At 68.6% G+C, this 16,354-nt stretch carries 16 protein-coding genes; 12 read left to right on the forward strand and 4 right to left on the reverse strand.

Translation table 11 applies throughout. The features are described from left to right. Positions 1 to 50: 50 nt before the first annotated feature. Positions 51 to 1,445, forward strand: coding sequence for an aminotransferase class III-fold pyridoxal phosphate-dependent enzyme (locus tag ACZYYX_RS02330; protein WP_463812784.1), 1,395 nt, complete (start codon positions 51 to 53; stop codon positions 1,443 to 1,445). Here the strand turns inward: ACZYYX_RS02330 and ACZYYX_RS02335 are convergent. Continuing rightward, positions 1,442 to 2,089 carry a hypothetical protein gene (locus ACZYYX_RS02335; RefSeq protein WP_463812785.1) on the reverse strand — a complete coding sequence of 216 codons (648 nt, stop codon included), beginning with the start codon at positions 2,087 to 2,089 and terminating at the stop codon, positions 1,442 to 1,444. The two genes, ACZYYX_RS02330 and ACZYYX_RS02335, sit on opposite strands and share 4 nt — an antisense overlap. Positions 2,090 to 2,150: 61 nt before the next feature. On the opposite strand from ACZYYX_RS02335, the gene ACZYYX_RS02340 reads away from it, so the two are divergent. The 3 genes from ACZYYX_RS02340 to ACZYYX_RS02350 all read left to right on the forward strand — a co-directional run bounded on the left by ACZYYX_RS02340 (position 2,151) and on the right by ACZYYX_RS02350 (position 4,669). Next, positions 2,151 to 2,573, forward strand: a complete 423-nt coding sequence (locus ACZYYX_RS02340) for a hypothetical protein (protein ID WP_463812786.1) — start codon at positions 2,151 to 2,153, stop codon at positions 2,571 to 2,573. Between the two features lie 90 nt (positions 2,574 to 2,663). Then, complete coding sequence (locus ACZYYX_RS02345) at positions 2,664 to 3,917, forward strand: metal-dependent hydrolase family protein (RefSeq protein ID WP_463812787.1); 1,254 nt, start codon at positions 2,664 to 2,666, stop codon at positions 3,915 to 3,917. Then, positions 3,914 to 4,669: an SDR family NAD(P)-dependent oxidoreductase gene (locus tag ACZYYX_RS02350; RefSeq protein WP_463812788.1), complete on the forward strand. Its 756-nt coding sequence runs from the start codon at positions 3,914 to 3,916 to the stop codon at positions 4,667 to 4,669. The genes ACZYYX_RS02345 and ACZYYX_RS02350 overlap by 4 nt, the downstream gene beginning before the upstream one ends. Here ACZYYX_RS02350 and ACZYYX_RS02355 read toward each other — a convergent pair. Next, positions 4,627 to 6,291, reverse strand: coding sequence for a diguanylate cyclase domain-containing protein (locus tag ACZYYX_RS02355; protein WP_463812789.1), 1,665 nt, complete (start codon positions 6,289 to 6,291; stop codon positions 4,627 to 4,629). The two genes, ACZYYX_RS02350 and ACZYYX_RS02355, sit on opposite strands and share 43 nt — an antisense overlap. Before the next feature lie 87 nt (positions 6,292 to 6,378). Here ACZYYX_RS02355 and ACZYYX_RS02360 point away from each other — a divergent pair, with 87 nt between their 5' ends. The 4 genes from ACZYYX_RS02360 to ACZYYX_RS02375 all read left to right on the forward strand — a co-directional run bounded on the left by ACZYYX_RS02360 (position 6,379) and on the right by ACZYYX_RS02375 (position 9,766). Next, positions 6,379 to 7,392 (forward strand): CobW family GTP-binding protein, encoded by a 1,014-nt coding sequence (locus tag ACZYYX_RS02360; protein ID WP_463812790.1) that lies wholly within the window; start codon positions 6,379 to 6,381, stop codon positions 7,390 to 7,392. A gap of 16 nt (positions 7,393 to 7,408) precedes the next feature. After that, entirely contained in the window at positions 7,409 to 7,795 is a 387-nt protein-coding gene (locus ACZYYX_RS02365; protein ID WP_463812791.1) for a DUF2237 family protein, read from the forward strand. Next, positions 7,795 to 8,445, forward strand: coding sequence for an MOSC domain-containing protein (locus ACZYYX_RS02370; protein ID WP_463812792.1), 651 nt, complete (start codon positions 7,795 to 7,797; stop codon positions 8,443 to 8,445). Before ACZYYX_RS02365 ends, ACZYYX_RS02370 begins: the two co-directional genes overlap by 1 nt. Before the next feature lie 142 nt (positions 8,446 to 8,587). Continuing rightward, positions 8,588 to 9,766 carry a mechanosensitive ion channel family protein gene (locus ACZYYX_RS02375; RefSeq protein WP_463812793.1) on the forward strand — a complete coding sequence of 393 codons (1,179 nt, stop codon included), beginning with the start codon at positions 8,588 to 8,590 and terminating at the stop codon, positions 9,764 to 9,766. Here the strand turns inward: ACZYYX_RS02375 and ACZYYX_RS02380 are convergent. Both ACZYYX_RS02380 and ACZYYX_RS02385 read right to left on the reverse strand, forming a co-directional pair. Then, positions 9,763 to 10,527, reverse strand: a complete 765-nt coding sequence (locus ACZYYX_RS02380; protein ID WP_463812794.1) for a GolD/DthD family dehydrogenase — start codon at positions 10,525 to 10,527, stop codon at positions 9,763 to 9,765. The two genes, ACZYYX_RS02375 and ACZYYX_RS02380, sit on opposite strands and share 4 nt — an antisense overlap. A gap of 31 nt (positions 10,528 to 10,558) precedes the next feature. Next, positions 10,559 to 11,479, reverse strand: a complete 921-nt coding sequence (locus tag ACZYYX_RS02385; RefSeq protein WP_463812795.1) for a sugar-binding transcriptional regulator — start codon at positions 11,477 to 11,479, stop codon at positions 10,559 to 10,561. A 184-nt stretch (positions 11,480 to 11,663) separates the two neighbouring features. Between ACZYYX_RS02385 and ACZYYX_RS02390 the strand changes: the two genes are divergently transcribed. The 4 genes from ACZYYX_RS02390 (at position 11,664) to ACZYYX_RS02405 (ending at position 16,351) form a co-directional block, all read left to right on the forward strand. Beyond that, positions 11,664 to 12,668 (forward strand): NAD(P)-dependent alcohol dehydrogenase, encoded by a 1,005-nt coding sequence (locus ACZYYX_RS02390; protein ID WP_463814772.1) that lies wholly within the window; start codon positions 11,664 to 11,666, stop codon positions 12,666 to 12,668. Next, positions 12,665 to 14,203 carry a sugar ABC transporter ATP-binding protein gene (locus ACZYYX_RS02395; protein ID WP_463812796.1) on the forward strand — a complete coding sequence of 513 codons (1,539 nt, stop codon included), beginning with the start codon at positions 12,665 to 12,667 and terminating at the stop codon, positions 14,201 to 14,203. The genes ACZYYX_RS02390 and ACZYYX_RS02395 overlap by 4 nt, the downstream gene beginning before the upstream one ends. After that, positions 14,200 to 15,240, forward strand: coding sequence for an ABC transporter permease (locus tag ACZYYX_RS02400; protein ID WP_463812797.1), 1,041 nt, complete (start codon positions 14,200 to 14,202; stop codon positions 15,238 to 15,240). The genes ACZYYX_RS02395 and ACZYYX_RS02400 overlap by 4 nt, the downstream gene beginning before the upstream one ends. Positions 15,241 to 15,301: 61 nt before the next feature. Beyond that, a complete protein-coding gene (locus ACZYYX_RS02405) occupies positions 15,302 to 16,351 on the forward strand; it encodes a substrate-binding domain-containing protein (RefSeq protein ID WP_463812798.1) in 1,050 nt (349 codons plus the stop codon). The last annotated feature ends 3 nt before the right edge of the window (positions 16,352 to 16,354 follow it).

Genomic DNA, 16,354 nt, shown 5'->3' on the forward strand with positions numbered 1-16,354 from the left:
TCGCCTAAACGGCGTGGCAGCTGATCACGCAAAAGGACTACGGTTTACCTGTGGCGAACCCGACCCTGACCGACGACACCGCGACCCTGCCAAACGGCCTGACCGCCGACGAGGCCCGCGCCGAAGCCGCCCGCGCGTACGAACTCGACCGTGCCCACGTGTTCCACTCGTGGTCGGCACAGGCGGAGATCGCGCCGATGACGATCACCGCGTCGGAGGGCTGCCACGTCTGGGACGGCGACGGCAACCGGCTGCTCGACTTCTCCTCCATGTTGGTCAACACCAACATCGGCCACCAGCACCCCAAGGTCGTCGCGGCGATCGCCGAGCAGGCAGCCAAGCTGTGTACGGTCGCGCCCCAGCACGCCAACGCCGCACGCTCCGAAGCCGCCCGCCTGGTCGCCGAACGCACACCGGGCGAGCTGAACAAGATCTTCTTCACCAACGGCGGCGCCGACGCCGTCGAGCACGCCGTGCGCATGGCCCGCCTGCACACCGGCCGCTACAAGGTGCTCGCCCGCTACCGCTCCTACCACGGCGGCACCGAGACCGCGATCAACCTGACCGGCGACCCCCGCCGCTGGCCCAACGACCACGGCAACGCCGGGATCGTGCACTTCTTCGGGCCCTTCCTCTACCGCTCGCAATTCCACGCCGTCACCGAGGAGGAGGAGACCGAGCGCGCGCTCGCGCATCTGCGCGACATCATCCGGATGGAAGGCCCGTCGACGATCGCGGCGATCATCCTCGAATCCATCCCGGGCACTGCAGGCATCATGGTGCCCCCGCCCGGTTACCTCGCCGGTGTCCGCGCCTTGTGCGACGAGTACGGCATCGTCTACATCGCCGACGAGGTGATGTCGGGCTTCGGTCGCAGCGGCAAGTGGTTCGCCATCGACCATGCCGACGTCGTGCCCGATCTGCTGACGTTCGCCAAGGGAGTGAACTCCGGCTACGTGCCGCTCGGCGGGGTCGCGATCAGCCCCCACATCGCCGAGACGTTCGCCCACCGCGCCTACCCCGGCGGGCTCACCTACTCCGGGCATCCGCTCGCGACCGCCGCCGCAGTGGCGACCATCACCGCGATGGCCGAGGAAGGCATCGTCGAGAACGCCGCCCGCATCGGCACCGAGGTGCTCGGACCGGCGCTGCGCGACGTCGCGGCGCGGCACCGCAGTGTCGGTGAAGTGCGCGGCACCGGCGTGTTCTGGGCCGTCGAGCTGGTCTCCGACCAGACCACCCGCGAACCGTTGGCTCCGTACGGAAGTTCCAGCGCGGCAATGAATTCCGTGATCGCCGAATGTAAGAAGCTCGGCATGCTGCCGTTTGCCAACTACAACCGTATCCACGTGGTGCCGCCGTGCATCATCACTGAAGAGCTGGCCCGCGAAGGCGTCGACATCCTGGACCGGGCGCTCGACGTCGCCGACGCCGCGATCGGCTAATCCCCGAGTTCGCCGCTGATTCCGCGTTCCAGCGCATGTCGTGCGCGCTCGGGCAGCACCAACAGTCCGTCGAGTTCGCGCTGCGCCAGGCGGTAGGCCCGCTCACGTTCCTGCGGGGTCGCGGCGGTGTCGGCGGCGACCCGCAGTAGCCGTTGCGCGCGCGCCAGACGCTCCTGTTCCTCCGCGGTGAACGCGGCCCGTTTGCGCCGCCGCGCTTCGGCTTCCGCGACGTCGAACGCGGTCGCGTACTCACCGACCGCCTCGACATAGGCCCGTAGGGCGTCCCGGTCCTCGAGCAGATCAGCGATGTCAGCGGGCCGCAGGAAATCCGCACGCAGCTTCGCGCGGTGGAAGCGTTCGGTCAGCGGATCGCGCAGATCGGTCATCAGCGGGAAGTCCAGCACCTTCGCGGCGTCCAATTCGTACTCCAGCCAGCGGGTGTCGGTGCGATCATGCTGCTCGATCGTCCGCAGCACGGTGCGACGCTGAGCCGCCGTGGCGGGCCGCACTGCCGGCGGCGCCGCGGGGAGTTCGGGGTCGCGTTGGCGCCGCGCGGCGGCTATCCCGCGATAGGTGGCGTAGGCCACGCCGACCAGCGGCACGAGCACCACCAGCAGCTCGACCAACCGGAAGATCAGACCCATCCCGCCAGAATGCCATCAACCCGTGGTTTCGATTCGATACCGACTGGGGAACTAATTAGTCATGCGACACAAGACTCTGAATCTCGGTTCCTTGATCTTCGCGGGCGCGGCGGCGACTGCAATCGCAACTGCGCCCCTGACTTTCGCTCAGCCGGCTCCCCCGCCGTGCTTCAACCCGGACGGCACGCCCTGCGCGTCGATCGGGACAGCGGGTCCGGGTGGTGCGAGCGGCGCCATCCCCGGCGGCCCGGGCGGCGCAGCCGGTCCCGGTGGTGTCAGCGGCGCCACCAATCCCGGTGGTGTGGCTGGTGCGGCCGGTCCCGAGGGCGCCAGTGGCGCGATCCCCGGCGGGCCGTCCGGTGTGGCCGGTCCGGGTGGTGCCAGTGGCTCGACAAACCCGGGCGGTGTCGGCGGTACTGCCGGACCCGGCGGCGTCTCGGGCTGCATCCCCGGCGTGGGGTGCGCCTCCATCCCCGTCTCCTGACTCCTGACCGACAACTGACCACCGAACGCAGCCGGACCCGCAACGCGGGTCCGGCTTTTCGGTGTCTGCTCAGCGGCTAGCGTGAGCGCCATGCCGCTGCTGATCAAGAACGTGCGCATCTTCGACGGGCTGTCCGACCGGGTGACGGACGGGCACGTGCTGATCGAGGGTCAGATGATCTCCGCCGTCGAGACATCGCCCATCGCCGAGGCCGACGGCACAAGTGTGATCGACGGAGCCGGACGGACATTGATGCCCGGCATGATCGATGCGCACGTTCATCTGGTCGGGATGGCGAACTCGCTGTTGAACCTCGCCATGGGTTCTCAGACACTGCTCGCCGCGACTGCGCTGGCCGGCGCCACCGACACCCTGCTGCGCGGTTTCACCACGGTGCGCGACATGGCCGGCGACACCGCAGGCCTCAAGACGGTGATCGACGCACGACCCGCGCTCGGTCCGCGGATCTACCCCAGCCAGGCCGCGCTGTCGCAGACCGGGGGGCACGGCGACTTCGGCTTCGTCTACGAACGCCCGACCGCGCTGGGCGGCAGCGAGTCCCGCGCCGAACAGATCGGTTTCATGCGGGTCGCCGACGGGCCCGATCGCGTGCTGGCCGCGGTGCGCGAGCAGCTGAAGCTCGGCGCCAGCCAGATCAAGCTCATGGTCGGCGGCGGTGCGGCGTCGCTGTACGACCCGCTCTACACCGTGCAGTTCACCCCCGCCGAGTTGAGAGCCGCCGTGCAGGCCGCCGAGGACTACGGCACCTACGTCGCCACGCACGTCTACAACGTCACTGGGATCCGTCGCGCCGTCGACGCCGGGGTGAAGTCCATCGAGCACGGCCACCTCGCCGACGAACCGACCATCGCGATGCTCGCCGAACGCGGGGTGTGGTTGTCCACCCAGCCGTTCGCCGAGCACGACCACACGTTCGCCAATCCGGCCAGCGCGCAGAAGAACCGGGAGATCTGCGCGGGCACCGACCGGCTGTTCGGCTGGGCCGCCACCCACGGGGTGCGTCTGGCGTGGGGCACCGACCTGCTGTTCGAGCCGGAGCACGCCGATCTGCAGAGCGCGATGATGGTGCGGCTCGGCGACTACATGAGCGCCGTCGCTGCGCTCAAGCTCGTCACCTCGGGCAACGCCGCGCTGCTGCGGATGGCCGGCGACCGGGACCCCTATCGGTCGGCCCGCCTGGGTGAGATCACCGCCGGCGCATGGGCCGACGTGCTGCTGGTCGACGGCGATCCGACCGCCGATCTCTCCCTGTTGGGCGATCCGGCGAAGAACCTGCGCGTGATCGTCAAGGACGGCGTGATCGTGAAGGGGGCCGCATCGTGACGGACCTGGCCGGGCGCTCCGTCATCGTGACCGGCGCGGCCCGCGGTGTCGGCAAGGGCATCGCGACCGCGCTCACCGCGCGCGGTGCGTCGGTGCTTCTGGTCGACCGCGACGAGGAGATGCTGCACGCGACGACCGAAGAACTGTCCGGTGGTTCCGTCGTCTCGTTGGTGGAGGATCTGCGCGAGCCGGACGCCGCCGGACGCATCGTGGCGGCCGCGGTCGAAGCCTTCGGCACGGTGCACGGTCTGGTCAACAACGCGATTGCGACCAACGAGCCCAAGGCTTTTCACGAGATCACCGAGCAGGATTACGACCTCGTGTTCGACGTCGGGCCGCGCGCCACGTTCCTGCTGATGCAGGCCGTGTACCCGGTGTTCGTCGGCAACGGCGGAGGCAGCATCGTCAACCTCGGCTCGGGATCGGGGACCCAGGGTCTGTCCCGGTTCGGCGCCTACGGTGCGGCAAAGGAAGCGATCCGGGGCATGTCGAAGGTCGCGGCACTGGAGTGGGGCCGTCACCGCATTCGGGTCAACGTGGTGTGCCCGTACGCCGAAACCGAGAGCATCCGAGCGTGGCGGGAGTTGGACCCGAAGACCTACGAACGCACGGTGCGTGCTGTCCCGCTGGGCCGGCTCGGTGACGTGGCGACCGACATCGGGCCCGTCGTGTGCTTCCTGCTCAGCGACGACGCCGCGTTCGTCACCGGTCAGACGCTCATGGCCGACGGTGGATCGGCCGGTTTCCGCTGACCGATCCGGGTCACGCAGTAGGCCGCAAGAATCCTTGCCAGCGGCGCGATCTCGGCGAGATCGGCGTATCCGTCATGGGAGTAGATCTCCATCAGATAGCTGTTCTCGCCCGCGGGCACACCGATGCCCAGCACCGCCTGATATCCGAGCGCTTCCAGGAGGGCGACCTCGTCGGGATCGGCGGACTCCATCCCCACCGCGGCCAGGAAGGTCGAGCCGTCGGCGATCGCACGCGCCGAGGTGGGGTAGTCGGCGAGGGCGTAGTTCGGCGGTCCGAAGTCCACGAGCACCGTCAGCCCGGCCTCTTGCTTGCGTACGCTGGCGACGTTGCTCACCAGCCGGAGCGCCGTCCCTCCCCCGGTGGTCTCCGAGATCGCCCAGGCCGCCGCGTCCAGAGCCTGCGCGAGGGCGACGGCCACCGCCTCCAGCGCCTGGGCGAGCGTCATCTCCGGCTGCTCGTCGAGCATGCGCACCAGATCGGAGGCCAACCGGTCCACGGCGCGGCGCGGCCCCGTGCGGCGGTCCCACCCGGCGAGGTCTCGTGCATCCACTGACGCCGGTGCGCCCGTGCTGTAGCGCGCGGGTCCCTGCCGTTTGGCGTGCAGCAGTGCGGCGTCGGCGGCGGCCAGCAACTCCGCGGCACTGCGAACATCGGGACCTGTCGTCGCGGCACCCCAGCACAGGCTGACCTCGCGATCGACGACGTCGTGCAGGGCGCGGGTGGCATCGGTGGCGAACACCTGCGCCGAGGCCAGCGACGCATCGGGAAGCAGGATGCAGAACTCGTCGCCACCCAGCCGCGCGGCGATCGCGCCCTCGACGGTGTCGGCAAGACCACCCAGCACGGCGGCGACGTCGCGCAGCAGTGCATCTCCCGCAGGGTGACCGTCGCGGTCGTTGATGCGCTTGAACCCGTCCAGGTCACACAGGATGGCCACGGGAGTCGATGTCTCCCAATCCAATTCGGCGAAACGCTGGTCGATGGCGCGGCGGTTGGCGATGCCGGTGAGCGGGTCCTGGAGGGCATATCCCCACACCATGTTCAGCGTCTCGGATCGGTTGATCGCCACCGTGATGTACGCCGCGATGGCCGAGAGCAGCTGCGCGTCACCGAGGTCGAATCGCCGGCCGTCGACACCGGAGGCCCAGATCTCACCCCACATCGAGTCGCCGCTCATGATCGGTACGGCGATTTCACTCTCCTTGCCGATCTTGTTCAGCCAGGCGGTGCAGTGCGGGGGGCAGTCGGGCTCGTCCAGGGCGTTGAGGTAGGGGCGGCCGTGCAGCAGCAACTCCGCGACGTGGGGGTCGCCACCCATCGGGTAGTACTCGTCGGCGGGCCAGCGCGTCTCGTCGGGGCCGAGGTCGCCGACGTTGATCAGGGTGCGCAGCGATGCGAGGTCGGCCTCCCAGCGGCTGATCGACAGCGACGACGCCCGAAGCGCGCCGAGCGCCTGCTCGGCGATCACCTCGAGGGCCTCGTCGAATGCGTCGGCCCGAGCAACGGCCTCGGCCACGCGCAGGAGACACCGGAGTACCTGCAGGTCAGAGGCGGCATCGGGGAGCGACAGCTCTTCTGCCGTGCCACCGTCCATGTCGCCGCGCACCCGTCCCACCCCCACGATCCGCGCTCCTGGCGCGGAGAGGCTGATGCTACCGGCGAATGCTGGGAGCCGTCATTTCTTCGCGCGGCGGTAACCTGCCCAGCTGTGCAACCGATACCTGTCATCGCCCTGACCGGTTATCTCGGCGCCGGGAAGACGACGTTGCTCAACCACGTGCTGCGCAGCCCCGACGCGCGAATCGGCGTGGTGATCAACGACTTCGGCGAGCTCAACGTCGACGCCGGGCTGGTCACCGGTCAGGTCGACGAGCCCGCCTCGATCGCCGGCGGATGCATCTGCTGCCTACCCGACGACGGCGGTCTCGACGTGGCGCTGGCCCGGCTCGCCGACCCTCGTCTGCGGCTGGACGCCATCATCGTCGAGGCCAGCGGGTTGGCCGACCCGGTGGCGATCTCCCGCATCATCCGGTTCAGCGGCGTGGACGGGATCCGCTCAGGTGGCGTGGTCGACGTGCTGGATGCGGTGACGCACTTCGACACCGTCGACCGGGACGCCAGCCCACCGGCACGCTACGGCGCCGCGACGTTGGTGGTGGTCAACAAGCTGGACCAGGTCGAGCCGCAGGAGCGCGACGCGGTGCTGCGCCGCGTCACCGACCGGGTACGCGAGACCAACCCGCACGCGCAGGTCGTCGGCGCCACGGCTGGACGGATCGACCCGGCCCTGCTGTTCGACGTGGCCGCCGACGAGCAGATGGGGCAGCTGACGTTCCGGGAGCTGCTGACAGCTGCCGACGACCGTCCGCACGAGCACACGCACGCGGATTCGGTGACCGTGCTCAGCGACGGGTGCGTGGACCCCGGCGCGGTGCTCGACCTGCTCGAGGAACCGCCCGCCGGGGTGTACCGGATGAAGGGCACGGTGGCGGTCCGGTTCCGTGGCGCGGTGCGCCACTACGTGGTCAATGTCGTCGGCGCGTCCGTGCACGTCGCGCCCGCCCCGGCGAACTCGCCGGCCAACTCTCTGGTCGCGATCGGCATGCACCTCGACATCGACAGCGTGCGCGCGGCCGCGTCGGCGGCGCTGGCGCCCAGCGACGGAACCGCGGCGGCACCGGCCATCCGCCGGCTGCAGCGCTACCGCAGGCTCAGCATCTGACACCTAGGCTGAACCGGTGGCAGAACTGAACGTGCTCGGCGAGCAGCTGGACCCGTGCAGCACCGAACCCCTGACCGGGTTCTATCGCGACGGTTGCTGCAGCACCGGCGACGAGGACCTCGGCGTGCACACCATCTGCGCGGTGGTGACCGCGGAGTTCCTCGCCCATCAGCGCTCGATCGGTAACGACCTGAGCACGCCGATGCCCGCCTACCGGTTCCCCGGCCTCGTGCCCGGCGACCGCTGGTGCGTGACGGCGCGCAACTGGCTGCGAGCACATCAGGACGGGCAGGCCTGCCCCGTCGTGCTGGCCTCGACACATGAACGCACCCTCGACGTCGTACCGCTGGACGTGCTGGCGTCCTATGCCGTCGACGTGCCCGACGACTTGGCGGACCTGTGATGGCTTCGGTGTTGACGGTGAACACGGCGTCCTCGCCCATCGATCTGGGCGAGTTGCGCACCGGGATCGACAAGCGGCCCAGTGCCGAACCCCTCGAGGTGAGGGCTCCAGGGCCGCGCAAGGACGGCCTGGGCAGCGGCGTCGTCGGCGACTCGATCTGCAACCGCCGCTATCACGGCGGCGACGATCAGGCGGTGTACGCCTACGCGCGGGAGGATCTCGACCGATGGGCCGCTGAGCTCGACCGGGAACTGACCAACGGGGTGTTCGGCGAGAACCTGACCACGACCGGCGTCGACGTGACCGGTGCGCTGGTGGGTGAGCGGTGGGCGGTCGGCTCGGACGGCCTGGTGCTCGAGGTCACGAGCCCGCGCACCCCGTGCCGGACGTTCACCACCTGGCTGGGGATTCGCGGCTGGATGAAGACGTTCACCGCCGCCGCGCTGCCCGGCGCCTACCTCCGCGTCATCTCCCCCGGAACCGTGCGCGCGGGCGACGCGATCGAGATCGTCTCGCGGCCCGACCATGGCGTCACCGTGGGGGTTGTGTTCCGCGCGTTGATGTCCGAGCCGGAGCTGTTGCCCGAGCTCGCGGTGGCCGACGCGCTGCCGGACAAGATCAAGCGACAGGTGGCCAAGCGTGTGAGGTGAGTCGCAATCGCGTCGCAGATCCTGCGATGCGGTTTTGCACCGGGACATCGCAGGGAACGCTCCTGACGCGCCGACACTGCCGTCATGCGACGACGACGTCCCCTCTGGCGCAGACCCCCGATCCCGAGGAGCTGTTTTCCCTGTGGACAACGCCATCGCCCCTGCAACTCATCTGGCCACCGCCGCAGCATGGGTGGCCGGTGCCATCGCGCTCGCGTACGTGGTGGGCCTGGCCCTCTCCTGGCTGCTCCAACGACTGGGCCGGCGCAGCCGTGTCCTGCGCGATGTCGCCGATCTGACCCGCCGACCCTTACGCGCGACCCTAGTGGTGATCGCGGCATCCGTCGCCGTGCGGCACGCCTCGGACGGGCAGACTGCCTGGCGCGGCTGGCTGGACCACGCGCTGGTGATCGCTGTGATCGGCACGTTGACCTGGCTGGTGGCCAGCCTGCTGATGGTGGCCGAGCGTCAGGTCATCGGCCGGTTCGCCGGGGGTGACACCGGGCTGACAGACGCCGACCGGCACCGACGCAAGATCCGCACCCAGGTGATGACGCTACGCAGGCTCGCGGTCGCGGTCGTCGTCGTTCTGGGCGTCGCGGCGACGCTGATGACGTTCCCGTCGTTCTCCGATGTCGGGAAGACAGTGTTCGCTTCGGCGGGCGTGTTGACCGTGGTCGCCGGGCTGGCCGCCCAGACGTCACTCGGTTCGGTGTTCGCCGGTATCCAGATCGCCTTCTCCGACGCCATCCGCGTCGGCGACGTCGTGGTGCTCGAAGAGGAGTGGGGACGCATCGAGGAGATCACGCTGACCTACGTCGTCGTCCACCTGTGGGATGAGCGGCGATTGGTTCTGCCCTGCACGTACTTCACGACCACTCCGTTCCAGAACTGGACCCGCAACGCAACCCAGCTGCTGGGAACGGCGGAATTGGATGTCGATTTCACTGTGCCGTTCGACGCGATGCGCGCCGAGCTGGATCGGCTGTTGCGTGCCAACGACAAGTGGGACGGCCGCGTGGGGGTGCTGCAGGTGACCGACGCGGTCGACGGCGTGGTACGGGTTCGAATGCTGGTCAGCGCGCCCGACGCCGGGCAGCTGTTCGACCTGCGCTGCGATGTCCGCGAGGGCATGGTGGCGTGGCTGCAGCGCACCAATCCCGGCGCACTTCCTGTTCGGCGTATCGAGCACCAGACCGACGCGGTGCGCGACAATACCCGCGACGACATGTATCGCGATGCGCCACAGGCGGATTCGGGGCTGTTCAGCGGTAGCGCAGACGCCGAGCGCCGCAATCGGGCGTTCGAGAAGACCGGCTAACGGATCGTGTAGCCGCCGTCGATCAGCAGGTCGGCACCGGTGATCATCGCAGCGGCATCGGATGCGAGAAAGACTGCGGCAGCAGCGATTTCGTTAGGATACGCGAAGCGGCCGGTGGGGATCTGCTTCTTCAACTCGTCGCCGCGCGGGCCGTCCCAGGCTTTGCGCCCGAGCTCGGTGAGCACCACGGTCGGCGAGATCGTGTTCACCCGCACCCCGCGCGGTCCCCACTCCGAAGCCAGCACTTTCGACACGCCCACGACGCCGAACTTCGACGCGCAGTACGCGACGTGCTGGTCGAGGGCCACGGTCGCCGCCTGGGAGGCCATGTTGACGATCGCGCCCCCGCCCGCGGCGAGCATGTGCTGCCCGACGGCCTGGCTGACCAGGAAGGTGCCGGTGAGGTTGACCGCGATGGTCTTGGCCCACGCGTCGAGGGGCAGGTCCTCGGCGGGGGCGAGCATCACGATGCCCGCACTGTTGACGAGGATGTCGATCCGGCCGAATGCGGCGACGACCTCGTCGACGGCCGCGGTGACCGACGTCGGGTCGGCGACGTCAGCGGCGAATCCGCGGTTCTCGGAACCGATTTCGGTCGCCCTCCGCTGTGCAGCGTCGCCGTCCAGGTCGACGACGGCGACCCGGGCGCCCTTGGTCGCGAATGCGGCGGCGATGGCGGCGCCGATGCCGGACGCTCCTCCGGTCACCATTGCGGTCTTACCGGTCAGCGGGAAGCTCAGATCGACTACCGGCTCGGTCATGGTGGAGTCCTTTCGCTGGGTGGATGCGGCCTCAGTCGAGGACTGCGGCCGCGATCTCGGTGTCGGTCACCAGTGCGGAGATCAGGCCGGACCGCAGGACGGCGCGGGTGGCGACGATCTTCTCCGCTCCGGCGCAGATCGCGATGACGGTGGGGATCGCGCGCAGGCCCTGCTCGGTGATGCCCATGCGCCGCTCGTCGAGACCGGCGACGCGCAGACCGTCCGCGTCGAGCAGCAGGCCGCAGGTCTCGGCTCGCACGCCCGCCTCGTAGAGCGCCGCGGCCTCCTCTTCGGGCACCGACGTGTACACCTGTGAGGCCTCGGCGGTCCAGCCGCCGACGGACACGAGCGCGCAGGTGACCCGGGAATGGTTGGCGAAGGCGTCCTTGATCGGCGGTGTGCTCGCCAAGCTGCGGGCCGTGCGGGCGTCGCCGACGACGTAGGGGGCGTACAGCGGCCAGGATTTGCCGCCGGTGACCTCGGTGATGCGCCGGGTCAGGTCGGCGCCGTTGGAGGTGAGGCCGCCGGCCAGTCCGGTCAGCTGGACGACGTCGCAGCGCGGGAGGTCGTGCAGGTAGGGCGCGATGCGGGTCATCGTGCGGCCACAGTCGATGCCGATCACGTCGCCCTTGCGCAGGACGGAATGCAGCAGATCGGCCATCGCCTTGGCGACGGCTTCGACCCGGTCGGCGGTGTTCTTGGACTGTGCGACAACGGCATAGGCGTGCCGCAGCGAGTACCGCTTCTGCAGAGCGCTGGACAGGCCGACGTCGATGGAGCCCGGATCGTGGATCGTGATCTCGACCATGCCGGATTCGAGTGCCTCTTCGAGCATGCGGGCGACTTTGAAGCGGGACAGGCCGAATTCCTCGGCGATCTCGACCCGGGTGCGTCCCTCGAGGTAGTAGCGGCGGGCGATGACGGCGCGCTGGAACAGCTCGTCCGGTCCCATCTCGCCTCCCCTCTCGCCGATCACCAACTCCGCTCATATGAGCACACCTGCTTGACATGTGAGCATAGCCCAGAGAATGATCCACATCACAAGGATCAAATGAGCGGCTCTTGTAACAGATGAGCGCGAGGAGTGCGATGTGACCGTGGCCAGTTCCGATACCGCCGCACCAACCCCGGCCACCATGCGGGCCAGCGTCATGACCGGCGTCGGCGCCCTGCGGATCGAGGACAGACCCGTCCCGGCCCCAGGCGATCACCAGGTTCTCGTCGAGGTCGCCGCCGTGGGCGTGTGCGGCTCGGACGTGCACTACTACCGGCACGGCCGTATCGGCGACTTCATCGTCGAGCAGCCGATGATCCTCGGCCACGAGCTCTCGGGGCGTATCGCCGCGGTGGGCGCCGGCGTCGACCCGCAGCGGGTCGGCCAGCGCGTGGCGGTGGAACCGCAACATCCGTGCCGCCGGTGCACCCAGTGCCGCGCAGGCCGCTACAACCTGTGCGCGCACATCGAGTTCTATGCGACCCCGCCGATCGACGGCGCCTTCTGCCGCTACGTCCTCACCGACGACGACATGGCCCACCCGGTGCCCGATTCGATGTCTGACGACGCGGCCGCACTGCTCGAACCGCTGTCGGTCGCCATCGCCACCATGCGCAAGGCGCACGTGGCCCCGGGCACCTCGATCCTGATCGCCGGCGCCGGGCCCATCGGCGTCATCTGCGCGCAGACGGCCCGCGCATTCGGGGCCGCCCGCATCGTCGTTACCGACCTCGTGGCCTCCCGCCGGGACAAGGCGCTCCAGTTCGGCGCGACCGAGGTGCTCGATCCCACCGCCGTCGACGTCGCGAGCATCGATCCCGTGGACGCGTTCGTCGACGCGACCGGCGTGCCCGCGGCGGTGGTCAGCGGGATCAAGGCCGTCGGCCCGGCCGGGCATGTCGTCCTGGTGGGCATGGGCGCCGACGAGTACGCGCTGCCCGTCGCCCACATCGCCAACAACGAGATCAACCTCACCGGGATCTTCCGCTACACCGACACCTGGCCCGCGGCGATCCACCTGGTGTCCAGTGGCGCTGTCGATCTCGACGCGATGGTGACCGGCCGCTACGACCTCGAGCACGTCGGTGAAGCGCTCGACAGCGATTCGGACCCGGCCAGCCTGAAGTCGATCGTGGAGCCCCGATGACCAGCGGAGCGCTGTTGCGCTGCAGCGACATTCGCAAGAGCTTCGGCGGTGTGCCGGTGCTCGAAGGCATCACTCTGGACCTGCAGCCGGGCACGGTCACCGCACTGGCCGGCGAGAACGGTGCGGGCAAGTCCACGCTGATGAAGATCATCAGCGGCCAGTACAGCGCCGATCAGGGCACGGTCACTGTCGGTGATGCGACGTTGACACCGGGCAACACCAAGGACGCGGTGCGCCACGGCGTGGCGATCGTGCCGCAGGAACTGGCCTCGATCGAGAACATGTCGGTCTACGAGAACCTGTTCGTCGGACGGGAACTCACCGTCGGTCCGTTCCTGAACCGGCGCGCGATGATCGACCAGGCGCGCGATTCGCTGGCCGTCTTCGGCGTCGCGATCGACCCGTCCGCGCGGATGGGCAGCCTGCCGGTCGGGCTGCGGCAGATCGTCGAGATCGTCAAGGCCGCCAGCACCGGCGCGCAGATCGTGATGCTCGACGAACCGACGTCGGCGATCTCCGAACGCGAGGTCGAGGGCCTCTACAAGGTGGTGCGCCGGCTGCGCGAGCACGGCGTGGCGATGGTGTACACCACCCACAAGATGGCCGAGATCCGCGCGATCGCCGACCGGGTCGTCGTGCTGCGCGACGGCGGGCTCATCCTCGACAAGAAGATCGACGACGTCAGCGACGACGACATCGTCACCGCGATGATCGGCCGTGAGCTCGACGCGCTGTTCCCAGACCGCCCCACACCGGGCACCGATCCCGTGCTCGAGGTGCGTGACCTCCAGGTCGAGGGCGCCTCGGGACCGGTGTCGTTCACCGTCCACGCCGGCGAGATCGTCGGTCTCGCGGGCCTCGTCGGCGCAGGACGTACCGAGCTGCTCGAGGCGATCTTCGGGGCGCGGTCCAGCAGCGGGGGCCAGATCACGGTGCGCGGCAAGACCGTCAAGCGCAATCAGCCGGCCGCGGCGATCACCGCGGGCATGGCGATGGTGCCCGAGGACCGCAAGCTGTCCGGGGTGGTGCTGTCGATGAGCGTGCTCGACAACGGCACCCTGCCCCGGCTCTCGTCGTTCTCTCTGGCCGGCTGGCTGCGCACCCGGGCACGCAACAAGGCGGTGTCCGAGGTGATGTCGTCGGTGCGGCTCAAGACGCGCGGGCTGAGTCAGGAGGTCGGCACACTGTCCGGCGGCAACCAGCAGAAGGTGGTGCTGGCGCGCTGGCTTACCGGAGACGTCAACGTGCTGCTGCTCGACGAGCCGACCCGCGGCGTCGACGTCGGTGCCCGCAGCGAGATCTACCGCATCGTCAACGAATTCGCGGCGGGTGGGATGGCGGTGCTGATGGCATCGTCGGACATGCCCGAGATCGTCGGGCTCTCCCACCGCGCATTCGTGATGCGCGAGGGCACGTTCGTCGGAGAGCTCGACCGCGACGCCCTCGACCACCCCGAGGTCCAGGAATCGGTCTTCCGCCTGGCCACCGCACTCGACAGCAGATCAACGACGACCCCGCAGCAGGAGGCTTCATGAGTACCGACGTCGACAGCAGCGCACAGCCACCCGGCCCGTCAGCTGCCCCGACCGTCGCCTCGCCGATCACCGGCGAGCCGGTGAAACTGTTCTCGCGGCAGTGGATTTCGGGCGTGCTCCTGCGCTACTCCATGGTGATCGTGGTGCTGCTGGTCATCGCTTACTTCAGCTACCGCAGTGCGCGCTTCTCCACCCCCGACAACCTGATCACGATCCTGGTGGCCGCGGCGCCGTTCGCGCTGATCGCATTGGGTCAGACTCTGGTGATCCTGACCGGCGGCATCGATCTGTCCGTGGGCAGCGTGATCGCGGTGTCGGCGATGTCGGCCGCAGCGACAGCCAAGGCCAACCCCGGCCAGGTGTGGATGACCGTGCTGGTGGCCCTGCTGGTCGGCCTGGCCGTCGGCTGCGTGAACGGATTCCTGGTGTCGCGCATCAACGTTCCACCGTTCATCGCCACGTTGGGCACACTGACGGCGGGCTCCGGTCTGGCGTACGTGATCGGTGGCGGGGCCCCGATCAACGGGTTGCCCGCCGAGTTCGGCTCCATCGCCAACACCAAGATCCTCGGTCTGCAGATACCCGTGCTGCTGATGATCGTCGGCATCATCGCGCTGGCGATCATCATGAAGCGCACCACCTACGGCATGCGGGTGTACGCGGTGGGCGGAAACCGCAACGCCGCCGAGATCGCCGGCATCAACGCCAAGAACGTTCTGTTCAGCGTCTACGCGATCTCCGGTCTGCTGGCCGGACTCTCGGGCGTCATGCTCGCCTCCCGCGTCATCTCCGGCCCGCCGAACCTGGGCCAGGGCTACGAACTCGACGCCATCGCAGCCGTGGTGATCGGCGGCGCCAGCCTCATGGGTGGACGCGGCAGCATCTGGGGTACCGCGCTGGGCCTGTTCATGATCATGACGCTGAACAACGGCCTCGACATCCTCGTCGTCCCGGCGTACTGGCAGGACGTCATCAAGGGTGTGCTGATCGTGGCCGCCGTCGCGGTCGACGTCTGGTCCTCCAGGAGGCGTACCTGACGACAGCCTGGATCGAGTTGTACACGCTGGCAATTCCGACAACGAAAGATAGAGAGAACCCATGAGATTGCTCACCAAGATCGCGGCGATGGCCTCGGTGGGTGTCGTAGGCACTGCGCTGACCGCCTGCGGCGCCGGAGACACCACGTCCAACGCCGACACCAAGCGCATCGGCGTCACGGTGTACGACATGAGCTCGTTCATCACCGCGGGCAAAGAGGGCATGGAGGCCTACGCCAAGGACAACAACATCGAATTGGTCTGGAACTCGGCCAATCTCGACGTGTCCACGCAGGCCAGCCAGATCGATTCGATGGTCAATCAGGGTGTCGATGCGATCATCGTGGTCCCCATCCAGGCGGATTCGCTCGGCCCGCAGGTCGCCAGCGCCAAGGCCAAGGGCATCCCGCTCGTGGCGGTCAACGCGGCGCTGAACAACCCGGATGTCGCCGGCAGCGTGCAGCCCGACGACGTCAAGGCCGGTGAGCAGGAAATGCAGATGATGGCCGACCGCCTCGGTGGCAAGGGCAACATCGTGATCCTGCAGGGCCCGCTGGGGCAGTCCGGCGAGCTGGACCGCACCAAGGGCATCAACAACGTGCTGGCCAAGTACCCGGACATCAAGGTGCTGGCCAAGGACACGGCCAACTGGAAGCGCGACGAGGCCGTCAACAAGATGAAGAACTGGATCTCCGGCTTCGGCCCGCAGATCAACGCCGTGGTCTCCGAGAACGACGACATGGGCCTCGGCGCCCTGCAGGCGCTCAAGGAGTCCGGCCGCACCGACGTCCCGATCGTCGGCATCGACGGCATCGAGGACGGCCTCAACGCCGTCAAGAGCGGTGAGTTCATCGGCACCTCGCTGCAGAACGGCACCGTGGAACTCTCCGCCGGACTGGCCGTGGCCAACGCGCTGGCCAAGAAGGAAGAGGTCAACACCAAGCCTGTGTACGTGATGCCCGCCATCACCAAGGACAACGTCGACGTCGCGATCGAGCACGTAGTGACCGACCGGCAGAAGTTCCTCGACGGGCTCTCGGAGCTGACCGCTTCGAACCTCAAGACCGGCGACATCGCCTACGAGGGAATCCCGGGCCAGAAGCAGCCCTGACGC

It is taken from the genome of Mycobacterium sp. IDUB_1 (genome assembly GCF_055419625.1).